Origin of the sequence: Streptomyces atroolivaceus, from assembly GCF_000717025.1 — a bacterium.
GTDB lineage: Bacteria > Actinomycetota > Actinomycetes > Streptomycetales > Streptomycetaceae > Streptomyces > Streptomyces atroolivaceus.
On record NZ_JNXG01000001.1, the window covers coordinates 82,605 to 99,658 of the forward strand.

Consider the following 17,054-nt stretch of genomic DNA (forward strand, 5'->3'; position numbering starts at 1 on the left):
CCGGGCGGCGGAGCCCGACGGGGCGTGGAACCACGACGTGGCGCCGCACCTCCGCAACCGAAGGTCCCGCCCGCCCCCACCGCCGCGTCGTGGGCGCCCTCCGACGCCGGTCCGAGGCGGCCGGGAGACCCACCCGGCGCGCCCGGAGCCGTGCCCGGGCGGGGCGCCGTGCCGCTATAGGCTCCGGCCATGGCGACGCACGAGCACGAGATCACGGAGCCCGTCGACCTCTGCCTCCCCGACGGCAGCCTGAATCCCTCTGCCGTCGGCTGGTCCAGGAAGCCGCTGCACCGGGCCAATCTGCAGGGCTGGGGCCGGACGAAGCGGTGGGAGTACTGGTGCGTGACCACACCCACCCACCTGGTCGCCCTGACCGTGAGCGACCTCGACTTCCTGGCGCTGAACACCGTCTACCTGCTGGAATTCGGCCCCGGAGGCCGCGAGTTCGAATGCTCCTCGATCGTCCCCGCCGCCCGGGGCGTCCGCCTCCCGGACACCGTCGCGGGAGCACCGGGCTCCGAGGACGTCGTCGTCGGCCCCGCCCGGCCGACCGGGGGCAAGGTGCGCATCGAGATCCGCGACGAGAACGCCGGCACGAGGCTGCGGGCCCGCTGCCTGACCCCGGAACGGCTGCCGCTGGAGGTCGGCCTCCTGGTCTCCCGGCCGGAAGGACACGAGTCGCTCTCCGTGGTCGTCCCGTGGAGCGAGCAGCGCTTCCAGTACACCTCCAAGCACACCGCGCTCCCCGCCTCAGGCCGCGTGCGTATCGGCAGCGAGATCCTGACGTTCGGCGGGGAGGACGACGAGGCCTGGGCCGTCCTGGACCACGGCCGCGGGCGCTGGCCGCGTACGGTCGACTGGAACTGGGGCGCCGCGTCCGGCCGTACGGACGGGCACACGGTGGGCCTCCAGTTCGGCGGCCGCTGGACCGAGGGCACCGGCTCCACCGAGAACGGGCTCTGCGTGGACGGCCGGCTCACCAAGATCGGCGAGGAGATGGACTGGCAGTGGTCCGCCTCCGCCCCGCTGGCACCCTGGACGCTCCGCACCCCCTCGTCCGGCCAGGTGGACCTGACGTTCACGCCGTTCCACAACCGGGCCGTGCACACCGACGTCGGTCTGATCGCCAACCGCACCGACCAGCGCTTCGGCCACTACGACGGCCGGATCCGCACCGACGACGGCGCCGAGATCGCCGTGGACCGCCTGCTGGGCTGGGCCGAGGACGTTCACATGCGCTGGTGACTCCCCCGGGTGGGACGGCGCGGGTAGGTTTCCCCCATGCATATAGGCCCACTCCTGGGCTCGGGACGCACCGCCGACGTGTACGCACTCGACGGCCCCTGGGTCCTGCGCCGTTACCGCCAAGGCATCGACACGACCGGGGAGCTGGCCGTGATGTCGTACCTCTCGGCCTCGGGCTTCCCGGTCCCGCGCATCGGTCCGCCCGCCGAGGATGCGCTTCCCACGGACCTCGTGGTGCAGCGGCTGACCGGTCCGACGCTGGCCGAGGCGATGCTGGCGGGCACGGTCACCGGGGACGAGGGCGCGGAGCTGCTGGCGCGGCTCCTACGGGAGCTGCACGCGATCCCTCCACGGCTCTCCCAGGAACCCGAGGACCGGATCCTGCACCTGGACCTGCGTCCCGAGAACGTGGTCCTGGCCCCCGAGGGCGCGATGGTGATCGACTGGATGACGGCCGGTGAGGGGCCGCCCGCGCTGGACCGGGCCATGACCTCCCTGCTCCTGGCCCAGGCGGCCCTCGACCCGTCGTACTCCGCGGGCCCGGGGGCCCGGGGCGTGCTGGCGGCACTGCTCAACCGGTTCACGGACGACGGCGGCGTGCCCGCCGACGCCCTCGCCCGCGCCACCGCACTGCGCGCGGCGGACCCACAGCTCACCGCGCACCGGACGGCGGTGCTGGACGAGGCGGCGGAACTGGTCGCTTCGCTGGCGGGCTGACGGTCCGGTCACTTCCGCAGGTAGGCCAGCACGGCGAGGACCCGGCGGTTCGTCGCGTCGGTCAGGGAGAGGTCCAGTTTGGTGAGGATGGAGCCGAAGTGCTTGCTGACCGTCCCCTCACTGACCGTCAGCGCCTCGGCCACGGAGGCGTTCGAGCGGCCCTCCGCCATCAGGGCCAGCACCTCCTGCTCCCGTGCGGTCAGCCGCGACAGCGGGTCGCGGCGGTGCCTGAGGAGCTGACGCACCACTTCCGGGTCGACGACCGTGCCGCCTTCGGCGACCCGCTGGAGCGCATCGACGAACTCCTCGACCTTCCCCACGCGTTCCTTGAGGAGGTAGCCCACGCCCGTACCGTCGCAGGAGTCGAGCAACTCCTCGGCGTAGGCACGCTGGACGTACTGGCTGAGGACCAGGACGGGCAGCCGGGGACGGGTCTCCCGCAGGGCCACGGCGGCCCGGAGCCCTTCGTCGGAGAAACCGGGCGGCATCCGTACGTCCGTCACCACGATGTCCGGGCCGTGTTCGGCGACGGCGGCGGTGAGTTCACCGGCGGTGCCGACGCCGGCCACCACCTCGTGGCCGAACCTCTCCAGCAGGCCGACGAGGCCCTCCCTGAGGAGCACACTGTCCTCGGCCAGCACGATGCGCAGCATCCAACCCTCATTCGACCAGGTGAGCGGGGATCCGGGGGACGTCGATCCGGAGCACGGTCGGCCCCCCGGCCGGGCTGGACAGTAACAGCCGCCCGTCCAGCACGGAGAGCCGGTCGGCGACCCCCTGGAGCCCGGTACCCCCGGTGGTCGCCGCGCCGCCTGTGCCGTCGTCCCACACCTCGACGGTCAGCCGCTCCCCGTCGTCCCGCCCCGTCACCCGTGCCCGGCTCGCCCCGCTGTGCTTCGCCACATTGGCCAGCGCCTCGCAGAGAGCGAAGTACACGGCGGTCTCCACCGGCTGCGGCAGCCGGTCGGGTATGTCGAGGTCCACGTCGACGGGTACGGCCGAGCGGTCGGCGACGTCCTCGACCGCCGCGGCCAGACCGCGGTCGGTGAGGACCTGGGGGTGGATGCCCCGGATGAGCTCCCTGATCTCCACGAGGGCCTCCCCCGCCTCCTCGTGCGCCTTGGCGAGCAATCCGCCCAGCGGCTCGGCCGGCCTCTCCAGCCTGGCCAGGCCCAGCGTCATCGAGAGGGCTACGAGCCGTTGCTGCGCCCCGTCGTGCAGGTCTCGCTCGATCCGGCGGCGCTCCGCCTCGAAGGCGTCCACCAGCCGCATCCGGGAGCGCCCCAACTCCTCGATACGGGCGTCGAGTCCCTCACCCCCCGCGGACAGCAGCGCCCTGGTCAGGGCCGCACGTGCCACCGCCGCCCACCCGAGCGGATAGGCGAGGACCGGCAGCAGCACCAGCCCGAGCAGGGCCAGGGCGAAGGCCTGCGGATACGAGTCGGCGAGATACAGCTTCAGCACCCGCACCTCCTCGCCGCCGGTGACGGCCGCCATGACGACGGGCGTCGCCAACAGCGCGCCGCAGACGGTCAGTACGCCCCCCACGAGCAGCCCCTCCAGCGGCCAGAGCACCCCGGCGAACAGCAGTACGTAACGGAATTCCCGCCAGGTGGCCTGCTCCCGGAGCCGGGTGCGCAGCCACGCCAACAACCCGGTGCCCGACGGGGACCGGTGCGGATCGCCGAGGGGCACGGGGTCGATCAGCCGCAGCCTGCGCCGCTCGACGGCGGCCACCGGGACGCCGATCAGGGCGAGCATCAGAAGGAGCGGCAGGCCGACGAGCACGAGGGACAGGGCGCTGCCCACCACAGCCAGCAGCAGGACGGAGGCCAGGAGGGCCGCACCCGTGGGGACGCTGCTCAGCAGGTACAGCGCCGCGCGCCACGGCAGGCCGCCGAGCAGATAGCGGCGCCGCAGGATGGCCTGCCGGAGGGTGAGTGAGCTCATGACCCGCACGGTAGACAGCACGGACCGGCCACCACCACCCGGCGGGCGGGGGGCCGGTGGTGGAGCTGGCTCCACCCCCAGGACCCCTCCTCGCTGCGATGTGGCCGCCGAGCGCGCCCGGTTGAGTGGAACCATGAATCAGCAACCCGCAGCCGTCCGGCTCGACACCGTCACCCGGTCCTTCGGAAAGGCCGCCGACGCCGTCACGGCGCTGGACGGAGTCAGCCTCGCCATCCCCCGGGGCTCCTTCACTGCGATCATGGGACCGTCCGGTTCGGGGAAGTCGACGCTCCTCCAGTGCACCGCCGGCCTCGACCGGCCCACCTCCGGCCGGGTGTTCCTCGGGGACACGGAGACGACCGGGCTGAGCGAGCGGAGGCTCACGCTGCTGCGCCGTGAGCGGATCGGGTTCGTCTTCCAGGCCTTCAACCTGCTGCCGGCGCTCACCGCCGAGCAGAACGTGGCGCTCCCGCTGCGGCTCGCGGGCCGCAGACCCCGCCGCGCGGAGGTACGCGCGGTTCTGGAACGGGTCGGTCTCGGCTCCCGGGCCCGCCACCGGCCCACCGAGCTCTCCGGCGGGCAGCAGCAACGCGGCGCCCTGGCACGGGCGTTGGTCACCCGGCCCGAGGTCCTGTTCGGCGACGAACCCACCGGGGCGCTCGATTCCCGTACCGGCCGGGAGGTCCTGGAGCTCCTGCGGTCGATGTCCGACGCCGGCCAGACGGTGATCATGGTGACGCACGATCCGGTGGCCGCCTCCTACGCGGACCGTGTGGTGTTCCTGGCCGACGGATCGATACGGGACGAGCTGTGCGACCCGGCCGCCGGACAGATCGCCGCGCGCATGACCGCCCTGGCGGTGGTCCCGTGCTGAGCTCCGCCCTGCGCTCGATGCGGACCCGCTGGGTCACCTTCATCGGCTCGTTCGTCGCACTCGCCCTGGGCGTCGGGCTGATCGCCATGACCGGGCTGGCGCTGGCGGCCACCTTCGACACGCCTGACCGCGGCCCCGAACGCTTCGCCGGGGCCCCGGTCGTGGTGGCGCCGTCGGACACCCTGCGGGTCGCCACACCCGTCGGGGAGCGTACGGCCCGGCTCGCCGCCCCCCGCCCGGTGCCGCAGCGCCTCGCCGCCGGGCTCTCCGCACTCGGGCGCACGGCCGAGGACCGTACGTTCCCCGTCCGTCTGGCCGGGGAGAGGGCCGTGGGACACCCGTGGGCCGTCGCGGCCGCCACCCCGTACCGCGTCATCTCCGGCCGCGCTCCGGCCGAGGCCGGCGAGATCGTCGTGACGGCGGGCGGGGGCCCGGGCCTCCGGACCGGCGACCGGGTCAGGACGGCCACCCCCGGCGGCGGCGCCGGGACGAAGACGCGGACGGTGGTCGGCACGGTGGCCGACGCGGGCTTCGAGAAGGCGGTGTTCTTCAGCGACGCCGAGGCCGCCCGCATCCACCCGGCCGTCGACGCGGTGGCCGTTCACGCCGACGCGGACGCGGTACGGCGGCTGACCCAGGCGTTCCCCGGCATGAGCGTCCTCACCGGCGACGACCGGCGCCGGGCCGACCCCGGTCCCGACCGGGACAGCGAGGCCCTGACCGCCGTCAACGCCCTGCTCGGCACGGCCGCCGGTATCACCGGTTTCGTCTCGGTCTCCGTCGTCGCCTCGACGTTCTCCTTCGCTGTGGCCCAGCGCAGAAGGGAGTTCGGGCTGCTCCGCACGACGGGTGCCACTCCGGGTCAGGTGCGGCGCACGGTCGTCGTGGAGGCGCTCGTGATCGGTGTACTGGCCTCGGCCGCCGGCTGTCTGCTGGGCGAGGCCGCCGCACCCGTCCTGGCCGGCCGGCTGGTCGACGAGGGTTTCGCCCCGGCCTGGTTCCTCGTCGGCGACGCGACCTGGCCGCTGCACACCGCCTTCTGGACCGGCCTCGGCGTGGCCCTCGCCGGTGTCGCCGTCTCCTCCCACCGCGCGGGCCGGATCCGTCCCGTGGAGGCGCTCCGCGACGCGTCCGTGGACGCCGGAGGGATGCCGCCGGGTCGCCTGCTGACGGGCGCGGCCGTCCTGCTGACCGGGCTGGGGCTGCTGGGCTGGGCTCTGGTCACCGACCCCGGGGACGTGCTCAAGCGGAAGACGTACATCCTGCAGCCCATGTGGATCATCGCCGGCTGCGCGCTGCTCGCGCCGCTCCTCGTGCGCCCACTGACGCGTCTGCTCACCTGGCTGCCCGCGCGGCTGCCGGGCGCCACCGGCCTGCTGGCCCGGCAGAACGCGTCCACCGGCATCCGCCGAACCGCCGCGGTCGCCGCGCCGGTCCTGATCACCGTCGCCCTGGCGGGCTCGCTGCTGGGCACCGTGGCCACGATCAACGAGGCCAGGGCCACCGAGGCGGCGGCCGTCTCCCGCGCCGACCACGTGGCCGGCGGGGACGGCCCGCTGGACCCGCGCTTCGTACAGCGCGTACGGAGCGTCCCCGGAGCCGTGACCAGTGCCTCCCGCTCCACCGGGGTCACCGTCCTCGAGGAGGGCACCGCGCTCATCACGTCGGAGGCACGGGCGGCCGATCCGGCCGGCCTTGCCGCGACCGCCCGTCTGCCCCTCGTCGCCGGCCGCGTCGGCGATCTGGACGACGACTCCATCATCGTGAACGAGGAGTGGGAGACACGGACGGTCGGACAGCGCGTGAGCGTCTGGCTCGGCGACGGCCGCAAGGTGTCGCTGCGCATCGCGGCCGTGATGCGCACCGGCACCGGCAGCAACGGGGTGTACGTCACTCCCGCGAACGCGGCCGGAGCCGCGATCGACCGCATCGACGTCAGGCTCCGGGAAGAAGGGGACCCTTCGGCCGTCCGCGCCCTCCTGGAGGAGGCGGGGCGGGACACGGGCACCCCGGTCATGACGAGGGACGCGTGGGTGACCGCGCACTACCCGCGTACCGGCGGCAACACCCGCGCGGGCCTGATGCTCATCCTGGGCATCGCCCTGCTGTACACGGGGATCGCCCTGGCGAACACCATGGTCATGGCCACTTCGGACCGGGTGCGCGACCTGGCGGTGCTCCGCCTCACCGGTGCCACGAAGGCGCAGGTGCTCCGGCTGGTGACGGTCGAGGCGCTGATGGTGGTGGCGGTGGGCACGGTCATGGGAGGGGCGGTGGCCGGGCTGAACCTGCTGGGGGTGAAGGGCGCCCTGGAACTCCTCTCGGTGAGCTCCCCGGTGGTCGTCCCGTGGACGGCGGCCGGTGGTGTGGCGGCCGCGTGCGCCGTGGCGGCCACCGTCTCCGCCGTACTGCCCGCGCTCGCCGCGATGCGCACGAGGCCGGTCGAACTGGCCGGCAGCCGCGAGTGAGGACCGCTTCCCGGCGGGCCCGCGTAGCCGGCCGGCGCGCTACGCGCCCGTCACGACCGGCAGCTCCGACGGCAGGCCCCATTCGCTCCAGGAACCGTCGTACACGGCCACCCCGCCGTACCCGGCGAGCTCCGCCCCGAGCGCCAGGACGCACGCCGTCACGCCGGACCCGCAGCTGACGACCAGTCGCTCCCGGCCTTCCACCGACGCCTCGAACACCGCGCGCAACTCGTCCACGGGCAGCATCCGGCCGTCGCGCTGCACCTCGGCGAAGGGCAGATTCACCGCCCCCGGCATATGGCCGCCCCGCAGGCCGGGCCGTGGCTCGGCCTCCGTGCCTGCGAAGCGCCCACGGGACCTCGCGTCGAGAACGGCCGCACCCGGATCGGCCAGGGCTTCCACGACCTCGTCGCTGCCGACCAGCGCTCCGGGGCGCGGGCGGGCGGTGAAGTTCCCGGCCCGCCCGCCGCCTCCCGGCGGAAGGGCCTCCACCGGGAGCCCGGCCGCCTCCCAGGCGGGCAGCCCTCCGTCGAGCACCGCGGCGCGGTCGAAGCCCATCGCGCGGAGCATCCACCAGGCACGGGCGCTGGAGTAGATCCCGGCGGTGTCGTAGACGACGACGGTGTCCGTGCCGTCCACCCCCAGGGCCCGCATCTCCTCGGCGAACGCGTCCGCCTGAGGCATCGTGTGCGGCAGCGGTACGGCGTGGTCGGACATCACCCCGTCGATGTCGAAGCGCCGGGCCCCCGGAACGCGCCGCCCGGCCGCGCGGTGCGCGCCCACCGAGGCGTCGAGGACCACCGTTCCCCGCCTCGTCAGCCGGCTCGCGAGCCAGGCCGCATCGACGAGGGGTCCCGGCGGCCCCTCCGTCCCGGCATCAGCGGCCGCTTCCCCGTGCTCGGTCTCCATGGACGTCCGTCCCCCCGCGTCGAAGTGCTCGTGGTGCGCCCGCAGCCGGTGGGTCCTCCGGCCGTCACGCTGCGCCCGGCATGGACAAGGGGCGGCTCCCCCGGCCGGCCTACCGCTCCGGCCCACCCGGCCCCCGGTGCGTCTCTGGCGCGACGTCGAGGAGGACCTCGCAGGTGTACTGGAACTCCTCCAGGAGCCGCGTCGCCTCGGTGACAAGAATGCCGTACGGGGCCGAGGGATCGGCGAGGGACGAGGAGAGCCGGCGGGTCTCCTCGACCACCTCGTCCCGCCGCGCCTCGGCCTCCCCGGTGAGCCGCTCCAGCCGTTTCGCCTGCGCGCGCAAGGTGGTCTCGTCCAGCGTCGTCAGCACCTCCGCGACCGCGGAGGCCGCTTCCAGGAACCCCGCGTACCGCCGCAGGAACGGCCGGCGGGCCTCGTCGTCCTCCTCCTCGCGGGACCGGTCGAGACCGCGGGTGAGCGCGGCCACCTGGTAGAGCGTGCGTTCCAGGGCGCCGAGCACCGACTCGTAGCCGTGGAAGCCGGGGTGGCCCCGGTAGCGGCGCAACAGGCGCCGGGGGTTGAGCTGGACGCTCTCCTTCGCGGTCTCCAGACCCGCCCTCGCCTGCCGGATCATCCCCTCGGTACGTTCCGCCCGCGCCCTCCACCCGCCGGTGGTGTCCTGGTCGGGCACACCCTCGGCGAGCACCGGGTACATGTCGGCGAGCAGGTCGTGAAGGGTGTGGGCCAAGCTGCGGATGCCGTACTCGGCGCTGCGGTAGCGCAGCGGCGGGGCCACGAGGACGTTGACGGCGGTGCCGATCGCGCAGCCGATGAGGACGAGCACGACGATCTCACCCAGCCGGAAGAACCGCTCGGAGTCGCCGGACGACGAGGTGTACGTCGAGAAGGCGAAGAAGGCCGCGGTGGCGACCTGCGGTCCCTGGACGCCCAGGACGCGCCAGCGCCCGATCGTGAGGGCGATGGCGGCGACGAGTACGAAGGTCAGCAGGTCGGGGCCGGCGAGGAACCCGAGGGCGGCCTGCACCAGGACCCCCGCGACGACGGCGCCGACGTAGCGCAGTGACTGCACGACCGAGCGGTAGACGGTCACCTGCATGATCAGCACCGCCGAGAAGGGGGCGAAGGCGGGCGAGCGGGCGTCGAGGACGTCGTAGGCGATCAGCCAGGCCAGCCCGGCCGCGAGGGTGCTCTTCCCGATCACCAGCAGGGTCTCGCGTTCGTCTCCGGCATAGGAGAAGGCGCGCTGCCACCACTGGGTGACGGCTGCCAGCCGCCCCGTGTCCGACCGCTCGGTCGTGGTGCCACCGGTCATGAGTACCCGAGTCCTCCCGCTCCGTTCACCGGCCTGTCGTCTGCCGCTCCCGCCCGCATGTCAGTCGAGCTGCCGTACGGGCCGGGCGAGCGCGCCGAGATGGTCGCCGTACCCACCCCGGGCCCGTGCCGTCAGACGCGCGGAGGTGAGGACCGGGAAGCGTCTGGTGCGCAGCACGCGGTGACCGCCCGCCTTCAGGGCGGCCACCAGCGCGTGGTCCTCGCCGGTCGCCAGCGCCGGGTACCCCCCGCAGCGCAGATAGGCGTCCGCCCGTACGCCCAGATTGGCACCGTGGACATGCGGGTGGAGATCCGGCCGCCCCTCGTGGCGGCCTGCCTCCTCGTACTCCCGCACGTGACGGCGGATCACATCGCTGAGCGCGGGATGCCACTTCTGGGGCCGGACGGTACCCACCACCGCGTCCCAGCCCTGCTCGGCACAGGCCCGCTGGTGGGCGAGCCAGCGGGGCGGGACCTCGCTGTCGGCGTCGGTCGAGGCGATCCACACGGCGCCCGGGTCCAGGCCGAGGGTGCGCAGGGCAAGCGCCGCACCGGCCGCTCTGGCCCGCCCGGGGCTACGGGAGTCGAGCGGCGCGATCAGAGCGCCGGCCCGGCGCGCGACCGACTGCGTCGCGTCGGTGCAGGCGTCCGCGGCGACCACCACGAGCAGCCGGGTGGCGACGAGGGCGGGGTGCCGTGCGGCCCGGGAGACGGCGGCGAGGGCGGCACCCAGCAGCGCCTGTTCGTTGTGCGCGGGTATCACCACGGCCATGGCGGCGATCCTCGTCACACGAGCCCCTCGAACGCGGCGGGCGAGGCGGGCGCGGCGTCACCCGGCAGGACCCGGCTGAAGGTCTGCAGGACGAAGTCCTCCTCCCGGTGGTCGGTCCGCAGCAGCAGCCCGGGTTCACGGGCGAGCCGGCCGGCCAGCTGAGCCCCGGTGTACAGGTGCTCGGGTACCGGGTGGTTCCAGTGCACGGTGACCAGGGTCCCGCCCGGTTCGAGCGAACCGGTGGCCCGTGACAGCAGTCCGTCCAGCCGCTCCCCGTCGAAGTAGTAGAGCAGTTCGGACAGCACGATCAGGTCGAAGCGTCCCTCGGGCCACTCCTCGGGCACGGTGAGCCGGGCCACCTCCACCTGCCCGAGATCCGCGGTCCGCCGCCGGGCCGTCTCCACGGCGGAGGCGACCCGGTCGGCGGCGAGCAGCCGCTCGCACCGCGGAGCCAGGAGACGCGTCAGCTGGCCCACCGAGCAAGCGGGTTCGAAGGCGCTGCGGAATCGGGGCCTGGGCAGCGACGCCAGGGTCAGCGCGTACTTGCGCTGTTCGTACCAGCGCTCCTGAAGGTGCCAGGGATCGTCCTCGCCCCGGTACATGTCCTCGAAGTATCCGGCCGGAGTGCTCACAGGAACACCACCTCACGGGGACGCAGGTGGTGGGCGAGCTCCTCCGGCGGCAGGACCGCCGCCTCCGCCGCTCCCGGCCCCAGGGGCCGGATCTGCGAGGCGAAGGCATCGACCGCGTGCCGCTTGCGGGCCTGGACCCCGGCGGACAGGGTGACCTGCGCCGCCCGCTCCCAGGGCACGCGGGAATCCTCGGGGCGCGCCCAGTGCCACATCCACACCGGGTACTCGGCGAAGGGCGCACCGGCCTCCCGGGCCGCGGCCCGGGCCGCCCGGCCGGCCGCCTCGTGGTCGCTGTGCACGTCGCCGGTCCACGGGGCCGCGACCAGGACCGCTCCCGAGCACAGCGGGACGAGAGCCCGTCGTACCTCCTCCTCGTGACGGTCGACGCCCGAGTCGGGTACGTGCAGCCGTACGATCTCGGCCTCCCCCGCGCCGAGCCGTCCGAGGGCGGTGCGGGTCTCCTCGGCGCGGACGCGGACGAGTTCGCGGGGGCGTACGACCCTGCTGTGGGGGTGCGACCCCTCTCCGTCGGTCACGGAGACCACGGTGAGGGCGTGCCCGGCCGCCGCGAGCCGTGCCAGCGTGCCGCCGAGTCCCAGCACCTCGTCGTCGGGGTGCGCGGCGACCACGACGACCCGGCCCCGGGGCGGCAGCGGGAACTCGCGCAGCCTTTCCCAGCCCGGCCACGCCTCCCACACGCTCTCATCGGTGCCGGGGGCCTGGATCGCGTCGGCGTAGGGCGACGAGTCCTCGGTGTGCGTGCTCACTCCTCCTCCCGGCCGCTGACCAGGGCACCCAGTTCGGCGAGGTTGCGCTCGGCGTGGTGCTGCCGGATGTAGACGGTCAGGTCGGCGACGGCACGGGCGTGGCGCCGGTCATGGCACAGCGGCCCCGCACCGGTGGCCCGGCCCACATGCCCGAGCGTGCGGTCGCAGACGGCCTCGACGAAGCCCCGTACGCGCAGGCTGCGCAGCCTGGCCTCGCCCTTGGTGTCCAGAGGGTCGGCGTCGATGCCGGCCGCCGCGGCCTCCAGGAGCAGACCGGCCGCCCGCAGGTCGATGTCCACGGCGCCGAGGTGGGCGTCGGTGTGCGGGCCGCCCCCGCGGTGGGCCGCGGCACGCAGGGCGCGGGCCACGGCACTCGCCCCGCCGAGCCAGCAGGCCGCCACCCCGATGCCACCGTGCTGGAAACCGGGACGGTTCACATACCCCTCGACGTCCCCGACCGGCTCGGCGTCCGCCGCGTGGAAACGCACGTCCGGCGTGTCGGAGCCGGCCATGCCGAGCGCCTGCCAGCTGCCCTCCACCGGCTCGTACGTCCCCGCCTCCAGGGGCACGGCGAAGAGTCGCCGGCCGTCCTCGGCACGGGCGGTGACCAGCGCGTGCGTACAGCTGTGCGCTCCGGAGCAGTACTGCTTGAGCCCGCTCACGCTCCACCGCCCGTCGGCACCCCGGACGGCGGAGAGCCCCTCGCCGGGGGGCTCGGCCGCCCACACCCCCCAGCGCCGGCCGGGCTCGGGCGCGGGGCCGCCCAGTTCGCCGAGGATCGCCAACGCGTCGACGTGGCCCTCCACCAGCCGGGCGAGACACAGATCGTCCTCGGCCACGGCCCGCAGCGCGGCGAAACGCTCGGCGGTCGCGCCGCTGCCCGGCAGCGGGAAGTCCATGTCTCCCGCGTCGATCGCGGCGACCGCGGCGGTGAAACGCGTGGCGGTCTCCGCGCGCAGGGCACGGGCATCGAAATCTTCGGCTCCCACGGGCCGGGGCTGGGCCTCCGGCACGACGGGCCGCCGTACTGCGTCCTCGGTCATTCGCGTGCCCTCCGTCGCTCCGGGCGGCCTCGTCCTCCGCCCGGTCACTGCGCTCACTCCAGTGCCCGGTGACGCGCGGTTGAAGCCGGCCGAGGAGAAAACGGCTGCGGGCCCGCCTCCCCCAGGGCCGGCGATCACCCGGTGAGTCCGGTCGCCGACCGTGATCCCGGAGGCCCGGGTCCCGGGCGGCGCGGGGGCCGTCCCCCACTCACGGGTGTGGAGCACATCGATGACGCCGAACGCCGTGCCGGCCATGGCTACACGATCTCCCCTGCGTACCCCGGCGGCATGTGGAGGCGTCCAGATGGTGACTCCGCCGCTACCGGCGGGGCCAGGATCCAGCGGGCCACGCCCGGCGCCGGCGCAAGGGCTGCCTGCCCGGCCGGCCGCGACCGTGGAGAACGTGACGCCTCACCACGCGGGGCGGCACCGGGCCCGACCGGGACATCGATGACCAGGCGCGGAGCACACAAACGGATTCGAACCGAGGAATCACATCGCCGCGGCAGTAACTGGGGCGAAATCGACCCCAGCCCTTTCCCCGGCCATCCGCGCTCATGTTCCGCACGAGACCGTCACGCCACGCCCGCGTCGTGGCGAGTTCGTGAGAACACCTGACTGGCGGTACTTCTCCGAATGCGGCGGGTTTCGATCCACCGGACACAAAAGAGATTCCGCCTCGTCTCGGCCGAGCGGGCCCCGTCCGCTCCGGATGACGCCGGATGACGCCGGATGACCGAAAATATGAGCTTGGGAATTACGTCACCCACTTGCGCCATTCAGTATGTTTTTCATAATTCCCATCCCCTTCACATACTGCTGAAATGCGGATGTCCCTGGGTAATATGCGGCGACTCCAACAAGGCATTCCGGGCGATTGGTAGGGCCCGGTACGCCACGGCCCCCATAGAAAATGGCCTCTCGATGAAGCTGAAGTTTCCTCAGGCGGCTCAGCGCCGCGCTCTGTCCGGCTGGCTCGCCTCGGGTCTAGCCGCAACCGTTGCCGCTGTGATGGTCGCCGTGACGCCCTCCACGGCGTCGGCCATCGCCCTGCCCGTACCCCTGGGCACAGCCGCCAGTTACTCCGTTCTGGCGGGTCAGGGTGTCACCAACACCGGCCCCTCCGTCCTCGGCCACGACCTCGGGACGAGCCCGAATCCGGCCATCACCGGGTTCCCGCCCGGGCTGGTGCTCGGCGCCGTGCACCCGGCGGACGCCGCAGCCCTCCAGGCCAAGAGCGATCTTGTCGTCGCGTACAACAACGCGGCCGGCCAGGCCACCGACTTCGCGCTTCCGGCCGGCATCGGCGGAGGCCAGGAGCTGCTCCCGGGCGTCCACACCGCTACGGCCGGCGTCGGACTCACCGGCGACCTGGTCCTGAACGCGGGGGGCAACCCCAACGCGGTCTGGGTGTTCCAGGTTCCCGAAGCCCTGACGACGGCACCCAACAGCCGGATCCTCCTCACGAACGGCGCTTCGCCGTGCAACGTGTTCTGGCAGATCGGGAGTTCGGCGACCCTCGGTACCAACTCCACGTTCGTGGGCACCATCATGGCTCTGACCTCGATCTTCGCGACCAACGGGGCGAACATCGAGGGCCGGGCGCTGGCCCGTAACGGCCAGGTGACGCTCGACACCAACCGGATCTTCCTCGGGTCGTGCTCGACCGGCTCGACGACGACCGGCACGACGACGGGTACAACCACCGGCACGACAACGGGTACGACGACCGGCACGACGACGGGTACGACCACCGGCACGACGACGGGTTCGACGACCGGCACGACCGTGGGCCTGATCGGTGGCGGCCTCCTCGGCGGCCCCATCGTCGACCTGGTGACGGGCGGCACGTCGGGGAACATCGCCGGCAACACCTCCGGGAACACCACGGGCAACACCGCCGGGAACACCACCGGCGGAAACACCTCGGGCAACAGCGCCGGGAACACCACGGGCGGAGCCATCACCGGCGGTAACGGTGGGAAGCCGGACAGGCCGGGCCACGGCGGTCCGGGCGAGGACGGAAAGCCGGAGCACGGCCACGGCGGTCCGGACCAGGGCGGTAAGCCGGGCCACGACGGTCCGGGCGAGGACGGAAAGCCGGGCCACGACGGTCCGGGCGAGGACGGAAAGCCGGAGCACGGCCACGGCGGTCACGACGAGCAGCCTGGCAAGCACTTCGGCTATGGCGACAAGCCCGCGGGCCACGAAGGCCACGAGGCCTGAGCAACAGCCTGCGAAAAGCACCTCATCGGATGACGGCGCGCGGCGGATTCTCACGAATCCGCGGCGCGCCGTCGCTGACGGTCCGCACAGACCTCAGGCGTGAGCAGCAGATATGAGAAAGACAGGGTGGGCGGTGTCGAGCGGCATTGAATCAGCGGACGTGAAGGAATGCCAGAGGTCGGATTCTGGTCCGGTAACCGAACCGGACCATGAAGAACCTGTGGCGCCGGGCAGGCGGCTCCTCGCGGTCCGTACGCTGAAAGCAGGGTTGTACACCACCGTGGCCGTGTGCGTGGTGGCGACCGTCGTCCATGTCCTTCTCGTATTCCTGCATGTGGCCCCCGCCAATCCTCTGTCGAAGCGGTACAACCCACAGATCAATGCATGGGTGTACCCGCTCTTCGAACAGAATTGGCGGCTTTTCGCCCCGGACCCCGACTCCACCAACCGGCAGATCCTGGCGAGAACCGCACAGACAGATTCCCGTGGATCGATGCACGTGAGCCCCTGGTTCGACCTGACTGCCGTGGACAATTCCGCAGTCGACCACAATCCGTTTCCGAGCCACACGAATCAGAACCTTCTCCGCCGCGCCTGGACCTCCTACGAGGAGACACACGGGGGAGACGATGCCGCGGGCTCGGAGCGGGCCGTGATGCTGCAGAAGTATCTGAGCAACATCGCCGCGGAGCGCGTCGCCGCCCACAGGGACGGCGGCGGCACGATCGAGTTCATCCAGCTCCGGGTCTTCACACTGCCCGTCGCCGCGCCCGGCACTGCCGCCGGGAACGGCCCGCCGAAGCCCCTCGGGACTCGGCTCCTGCCCTGGTGGAAGGTGACCCCCCGTGGGAAATGAACAGCGACCCTCTCTCCCCTCCCCGGCAGCGCGACGGGACCGGCCCGCGGACCACGGCACCGGGGCCGTCGGCACAGCCCGGAGGTGGCTCCTCGACCGGGCCGGTGCGCTGTGGACCCTTCTCACCGGACGCCCGGTGTCTCTGTACGCCGCGTCGGTGCTGCGCATCGGCTACGGGTTTCTCTATCTGGTCTTTCTCCTGCGCGAGTTCCCGCACCGTGACGAGATCTGGGGCCCCGGCTCCCCCTGGACGCCCGCGCTGGCGGAGCAGCTCTTCCGGCAGACAGGCTGGAACAGCATCCTGACCCTGTCCGACAGCCGTGCCTACTTCGAACTCTGCTACGTGCTGGCCCTCGTCACGTCCGCACTGTTCATGCTGGGCTGGCGCACCCGCGCCATGTCCGCCCTCTTCGCGGTCGTGGTGGCCTCGTTCCACGCGCGATCGATCTTCATGACGGACGGGGGCGACAACCTCGTCCTGCTGATGGCCCTCTACCTCGTCCTCACGGCGTGCGGTCGGCGATGGTCCCTGGACGCACGCAGAGCCCGGCTCAGAGCCGCTCGTGAGGGGGAGACGCCGCAGCCGGTGAGCAGCGTCCTCCCGGAGCAGTTCCACCGCGCCCGAACCACGTTGGTCACGGTCATGCACAACTGCGGCCTCTTCGTCATCGCGGCGCAGGTCTGCTTCCTCTACGGATCAGCCGGCCTCTACAAGGTCCAGGGCCCCACCTGGGGTGGCGGTACCGCTCTCCACTACGCGCTGAACCTCGAGCTCTTCCAGCCCTGGCCCGCGTTCTCCCACCTGGTGGACGACTACACCATCCTGATCGCGATCGCCGGCTACATGACGGTGCTCCTGCAGGTCGCCTTCCCGTTCGTGCTCTTCGGCAGGCTCAAGTACCCGGTTCTGGCCCTGCTGCTGAGCATGCACATCGGTATCGCGGTGCTTCTGGGGCTGCCCCTGTTCTCCGGCGCGATGATCATCGCGGATGCCGTCTTCCTTCCCGACCGCTTCTACGCCTTCCTGCCTCAGCTGTGGCGACGCGCAGCACGGCGCGCAGGGATGCGGCGACGGGCGGCCGGCCCGGGGCCAGGTTCCGGATCCGTACCCTCGCAGGCCAGGCCCGGTGCGTCCGGCTCGAAGTACCGCACCACTCGGGGAGCGCCGGAGGACACGACGGTCGCCACCGGGCTCGCCTCGGACCAGTACAGGACACACCGGTAGGCACCTGATTTCTCCCGAAGGAGCCTCGGAAACCACTC

General features: G+C 72.8%; 15 protein-coding genes. 7 read left to right on the forward strand and 8 right to left on the reverse strand.

Features of this window, described 5'->3' with window-relative positions:
* Nucleotides 1-189: 189 nt before the first annotated feature.
* Both OO67_RS00390 and OO67_RS00395 read left to right on the forward strand, forming a co-directional pair.
* The gene (locus OO67_RS00390; RefSeq protein ID WP_033296527.1) at nucleotides 190-1,245 is read left to right on the forward strand and encodes a DUF2804 domain-containing protein; all 1,056 of its coding nucleotides are present in this window, start codon (nucleotides 190-192) and stop codon (nucleotides 1,243-1,245) included.
* A gap of 36 nt (nucleotides 1,246-1,281) precedes the next feature.
* The gene (locus OO67_RS00395; RefSeq protein ID WP_033296528.1) at nucleotides 1,282-1,962 is read left to right on the forward strand and encodes a phosphotransferase; all 681 of its coding nucleotides are present in this window, start codon (nucleotides 1,282-1,284) and stop codon (nucleotides 1,960-1,962) included.
* 8 nt (nucleotides 1,963-1,970) lie between these two features.
* Here the strand turns inward: OO67_RS00395 and OO67_RS00400 are convergent, their stop codons facing one another.
* Both OO67_RS00400 and OO67_RS00405 read right to left on the reverse strand, forming a co-directional pair.
* Nucleotides 1,971-2,615: a response regulator transcription factor gene (locus OO67_RS00400; protein ID WP_033296529.1), complete on the reverse strand. Its 645-nt coding sequence runs from the start codon at nucleotides 2,613-2,615 to the stop codon at nucleotides 1,971-1,973.
* A gap of 7 nt (nucleotides 2,616-2,622) precedes the next feature.
* A complete protein-coding gene (locus OO67_RS00405; protein ID WP_033296530.1) occupies nucleotides 2,623-3,912 on the reverse strand; it encodes a sensor histidine kinase in 1,290 nt (429 codons plus the stop codon).
* 133 nt (nucleotides 3,913-4,045) lie between these two features.
* Between OO67_RS00405 and OO67_RS00410 the strand changes: the two genes are divergently transcribed.
* Both OO67_RS00410 and OO67_RS00415 read left to right on the forward strand, forming a co-directional pair.
* A complete protein-coding gene (locus OO67_RS00410; RefSeq protein WP_033296531.1) occupies nucleotides 4,046-4,786 on the forward strand; it encodes an ABC transporter ATP-binding protein in 741 nt (246 codons plus the stop codon).
* Nucleotides 4,780-7,254, forward strand: coding sequence for an FtsX-like permease family protein (locus OO67_RS00415; RefSeq protein WP_033296532.1), 2,475 nt, complete (start codon nucleotides 4,780-4,782; stop codon nucleotides 7,252-7,254). Before OO67_RS00410 ends, OO67_RS00415 begins: the two co-directional genes overlap by 7 nt.
* 39 nt (nucleotides 7,255-7,293) lie before the next feature.
* Here the strand turns inward: OO67_RS00415 and OO67_RS00420 are convergent, their stop codons facing one another.
* The 6 genes from OO67_RS00420 to OO67_RS00445 form a co-directional block, all read right to left on the reverse strand.
* Nucleotides 7,294-8,163 (reverse strand): sulfurtransferase, encoded by an 870-nt coding sequence (locus OO67_RS00420; protein WP_051709048.1) that lies wholly within the window; start codon nucleotides 8,161-8,163, stop codon nucleotides 7,294-7,296.
* 109 nt (nucleotides 8,164-8,272) lie between these two features.
* Nucleotides 8,273-9,496 carry an FUSC family protein gene (locus OO67_RS00425; protein WP_033296533.1) on the reverse strand — a complete coding sequence of 408 codons (1,224 nt, stop codon included), beginning with the start codon at nucleotides 9,494-9,496 and terminating at the stop codon, nucleotides 8,273-8,275.
* A 60-nt stretch (nucleotides 9,497-9,556) separates the two neighbouring features.
* On the reverse strand, nucleotides 9,557-10,285 hold the full coding sequence (locus tag OO67_RS00430) for a glycosyltransferase family 2 protein (RefSeq protein WP_033296534.1): 729 nt from the start codon (nucleotides 10,283-10,285) through the stop codon (nucleotides 9,557-9,559).
* Entirely contained in the window at nucleotides 10,282-10,899 is a 618-nt protein-coding gene (locus tag OO67_RS00435) for an SAM-dependent methyltransferase (RefSeq protein WP_033296535.1), read from the reverse strand. Before OO67_RS00435 ends, OO67_RS00430 begins: the two co-directional genes overlap by 4 nt.
* On the reverse strand, nucleotides 10,896-11,666 hold the full coding sequence (locus OO67_RS00440) for a PIG-L deacetylase family protein (protein WP_033296536.1): 771 nt from the start codon (nucleotides 11,664-11,666) through the stop codon (nucleotides 10,896-10,898). Before OO67_RS00440 ends, OO67_RS00435 begins: the two co-directional genes overlap by 4 nt.
* Complete coding sequence (locus OO67_RS00445) at nucleotides 11,663-12,709, reverse strand: acyl-CoA dehydrogenase middle domain-containing protein (protein WP_033296537.1); 1,047 nt, start codon at nucleotides 12,707-12,709, stop codon at nucleotides 11,663-11,665. Before OO67_RS00445 ends, OO67_RS00440 begins: the two co-directional genes overlap by 4 nt.
* A gap of 924 nt (nucleotides 12,710-13,633) precedes the next feature.
* On the opposite strand from OO67_RS00445, the gene OO67_RS00450 reads away from it, so the two are divergent.
* The 3 genes from OO67_RS00450 to OO67_RS00460 all read left to right on the forward strand — a co-directional run bounded on the left by OO67_RS00450 (nucleotide 13,634) and on the right by OO67_RS00460 (nucleotide 17,016).
* A complete protein-coding gene (locus tag OO67_RS00450; RefSeq protein ID WP_033296538.1) occupies nucleotides 13,634-14,935 on the forward strand; it encodes an ice-binding family protein in 1,302 nt (433 codons plus the stop codon).
* 292 nt (nucleotides 14,936-15,227) lie between these two features.
* Nucleotides 15,228-15,791 (forward strand): DUF5819 family protein, encoded by a 564-nt coding sequence (locus OO67_RS00455; protein WP_341864633.1) that lies wholly within the window; start codon nucleotides 15,228-15,230, stop codon nucleotides 15,789-15,791.
* On the forward strand, nucleotides 15,781-17,016 hold the full coding sequence (locus OO67_RS00460) for an HTTM domain-containing protein (RefSeq protein ID WP_033296540.1): 1,236 nt from the start codon (nucleotides 15,781-15,783) through the stop codon (nucleotides 17,014-17,016). Before OO67_RS00455 ends, OO67_RS00460 begins: the two co-directional genes overlap by 11 nt.
* Nucleotides 17,017-17,054: the final 38 nt, after the last annotated feature.

What these genes read in the sequence shown, in the direction of transcription:
- OO67_RS00390 (WP_033296527.1), top strand. Translation starts at nt 190, where the DNA reads ATGGCGACGCACGAGCACGAGATCACGGAGCCCGTCGACCTCTGCCTC.
- OO67_RS00395 (WP_033296528.1), top strand. Translation starts at nt 1,282, where the DNA reads ATGCATATAGGCCCACTCCTGGGCTCGGGACGCACCGCCGACGTGTAC.
- OO67_RS00400 (WP_033296529.1), bottom strand. Translation starts at nt 2,615, where the DNA reads ATGCTGCGCATCGTGCTGGCCGAGGACAGTGTGCTCCTCAGGGAGGGC.
- OO67_RS00405 (WP_033296530.1), bottom strand. Translation starts at nt 3,912, where the DNA reads ATGAGCTCACTCACCCTCCGGCAGGCCATCCTGCGGCGCCGCTATCTG.
- OO67_RS00410 (WP_033296531.1), top strand. Translation starts at nt 4,046, where the DNA reads ATGAATCAGCAACCCGCAGCCGTCCGGCTCGACACCGTCACCCGGTCC.
- OO67_RS00420 (WP_051709048.1), bottom strand. Translation starts at nt 8,163, where the DNA reads ATGGAGACCGAGCACGGGGAAGCGGCCGCTGATGCCGGGACGGAGGGG.
- OO67_RS00425 (WP_033296533.1), bottom strand. Translation starts at nt 9,496, where the DNA reads ATGACCGGTGGCACCACGACCGAGCGGTCGGACACGGGGCGGCTGGCA.
- OO67_RS00445 (WP_033296537.1), bottom strand. Translation starts at nt 12,709, where the DNA reads ATGACCGAGGACGCAGTACGGCGGCCCGTCGTGCCGGAGGCCCAGCCC.
- OO67_RS00450 (WP_033296538.1), top strand. Translation starts at nt 13,634, where the DNA reads ATGAAGCTGAAGTTTCCTCAGGCGGCTCAGCGCCGCGCTCTGTCCGGC.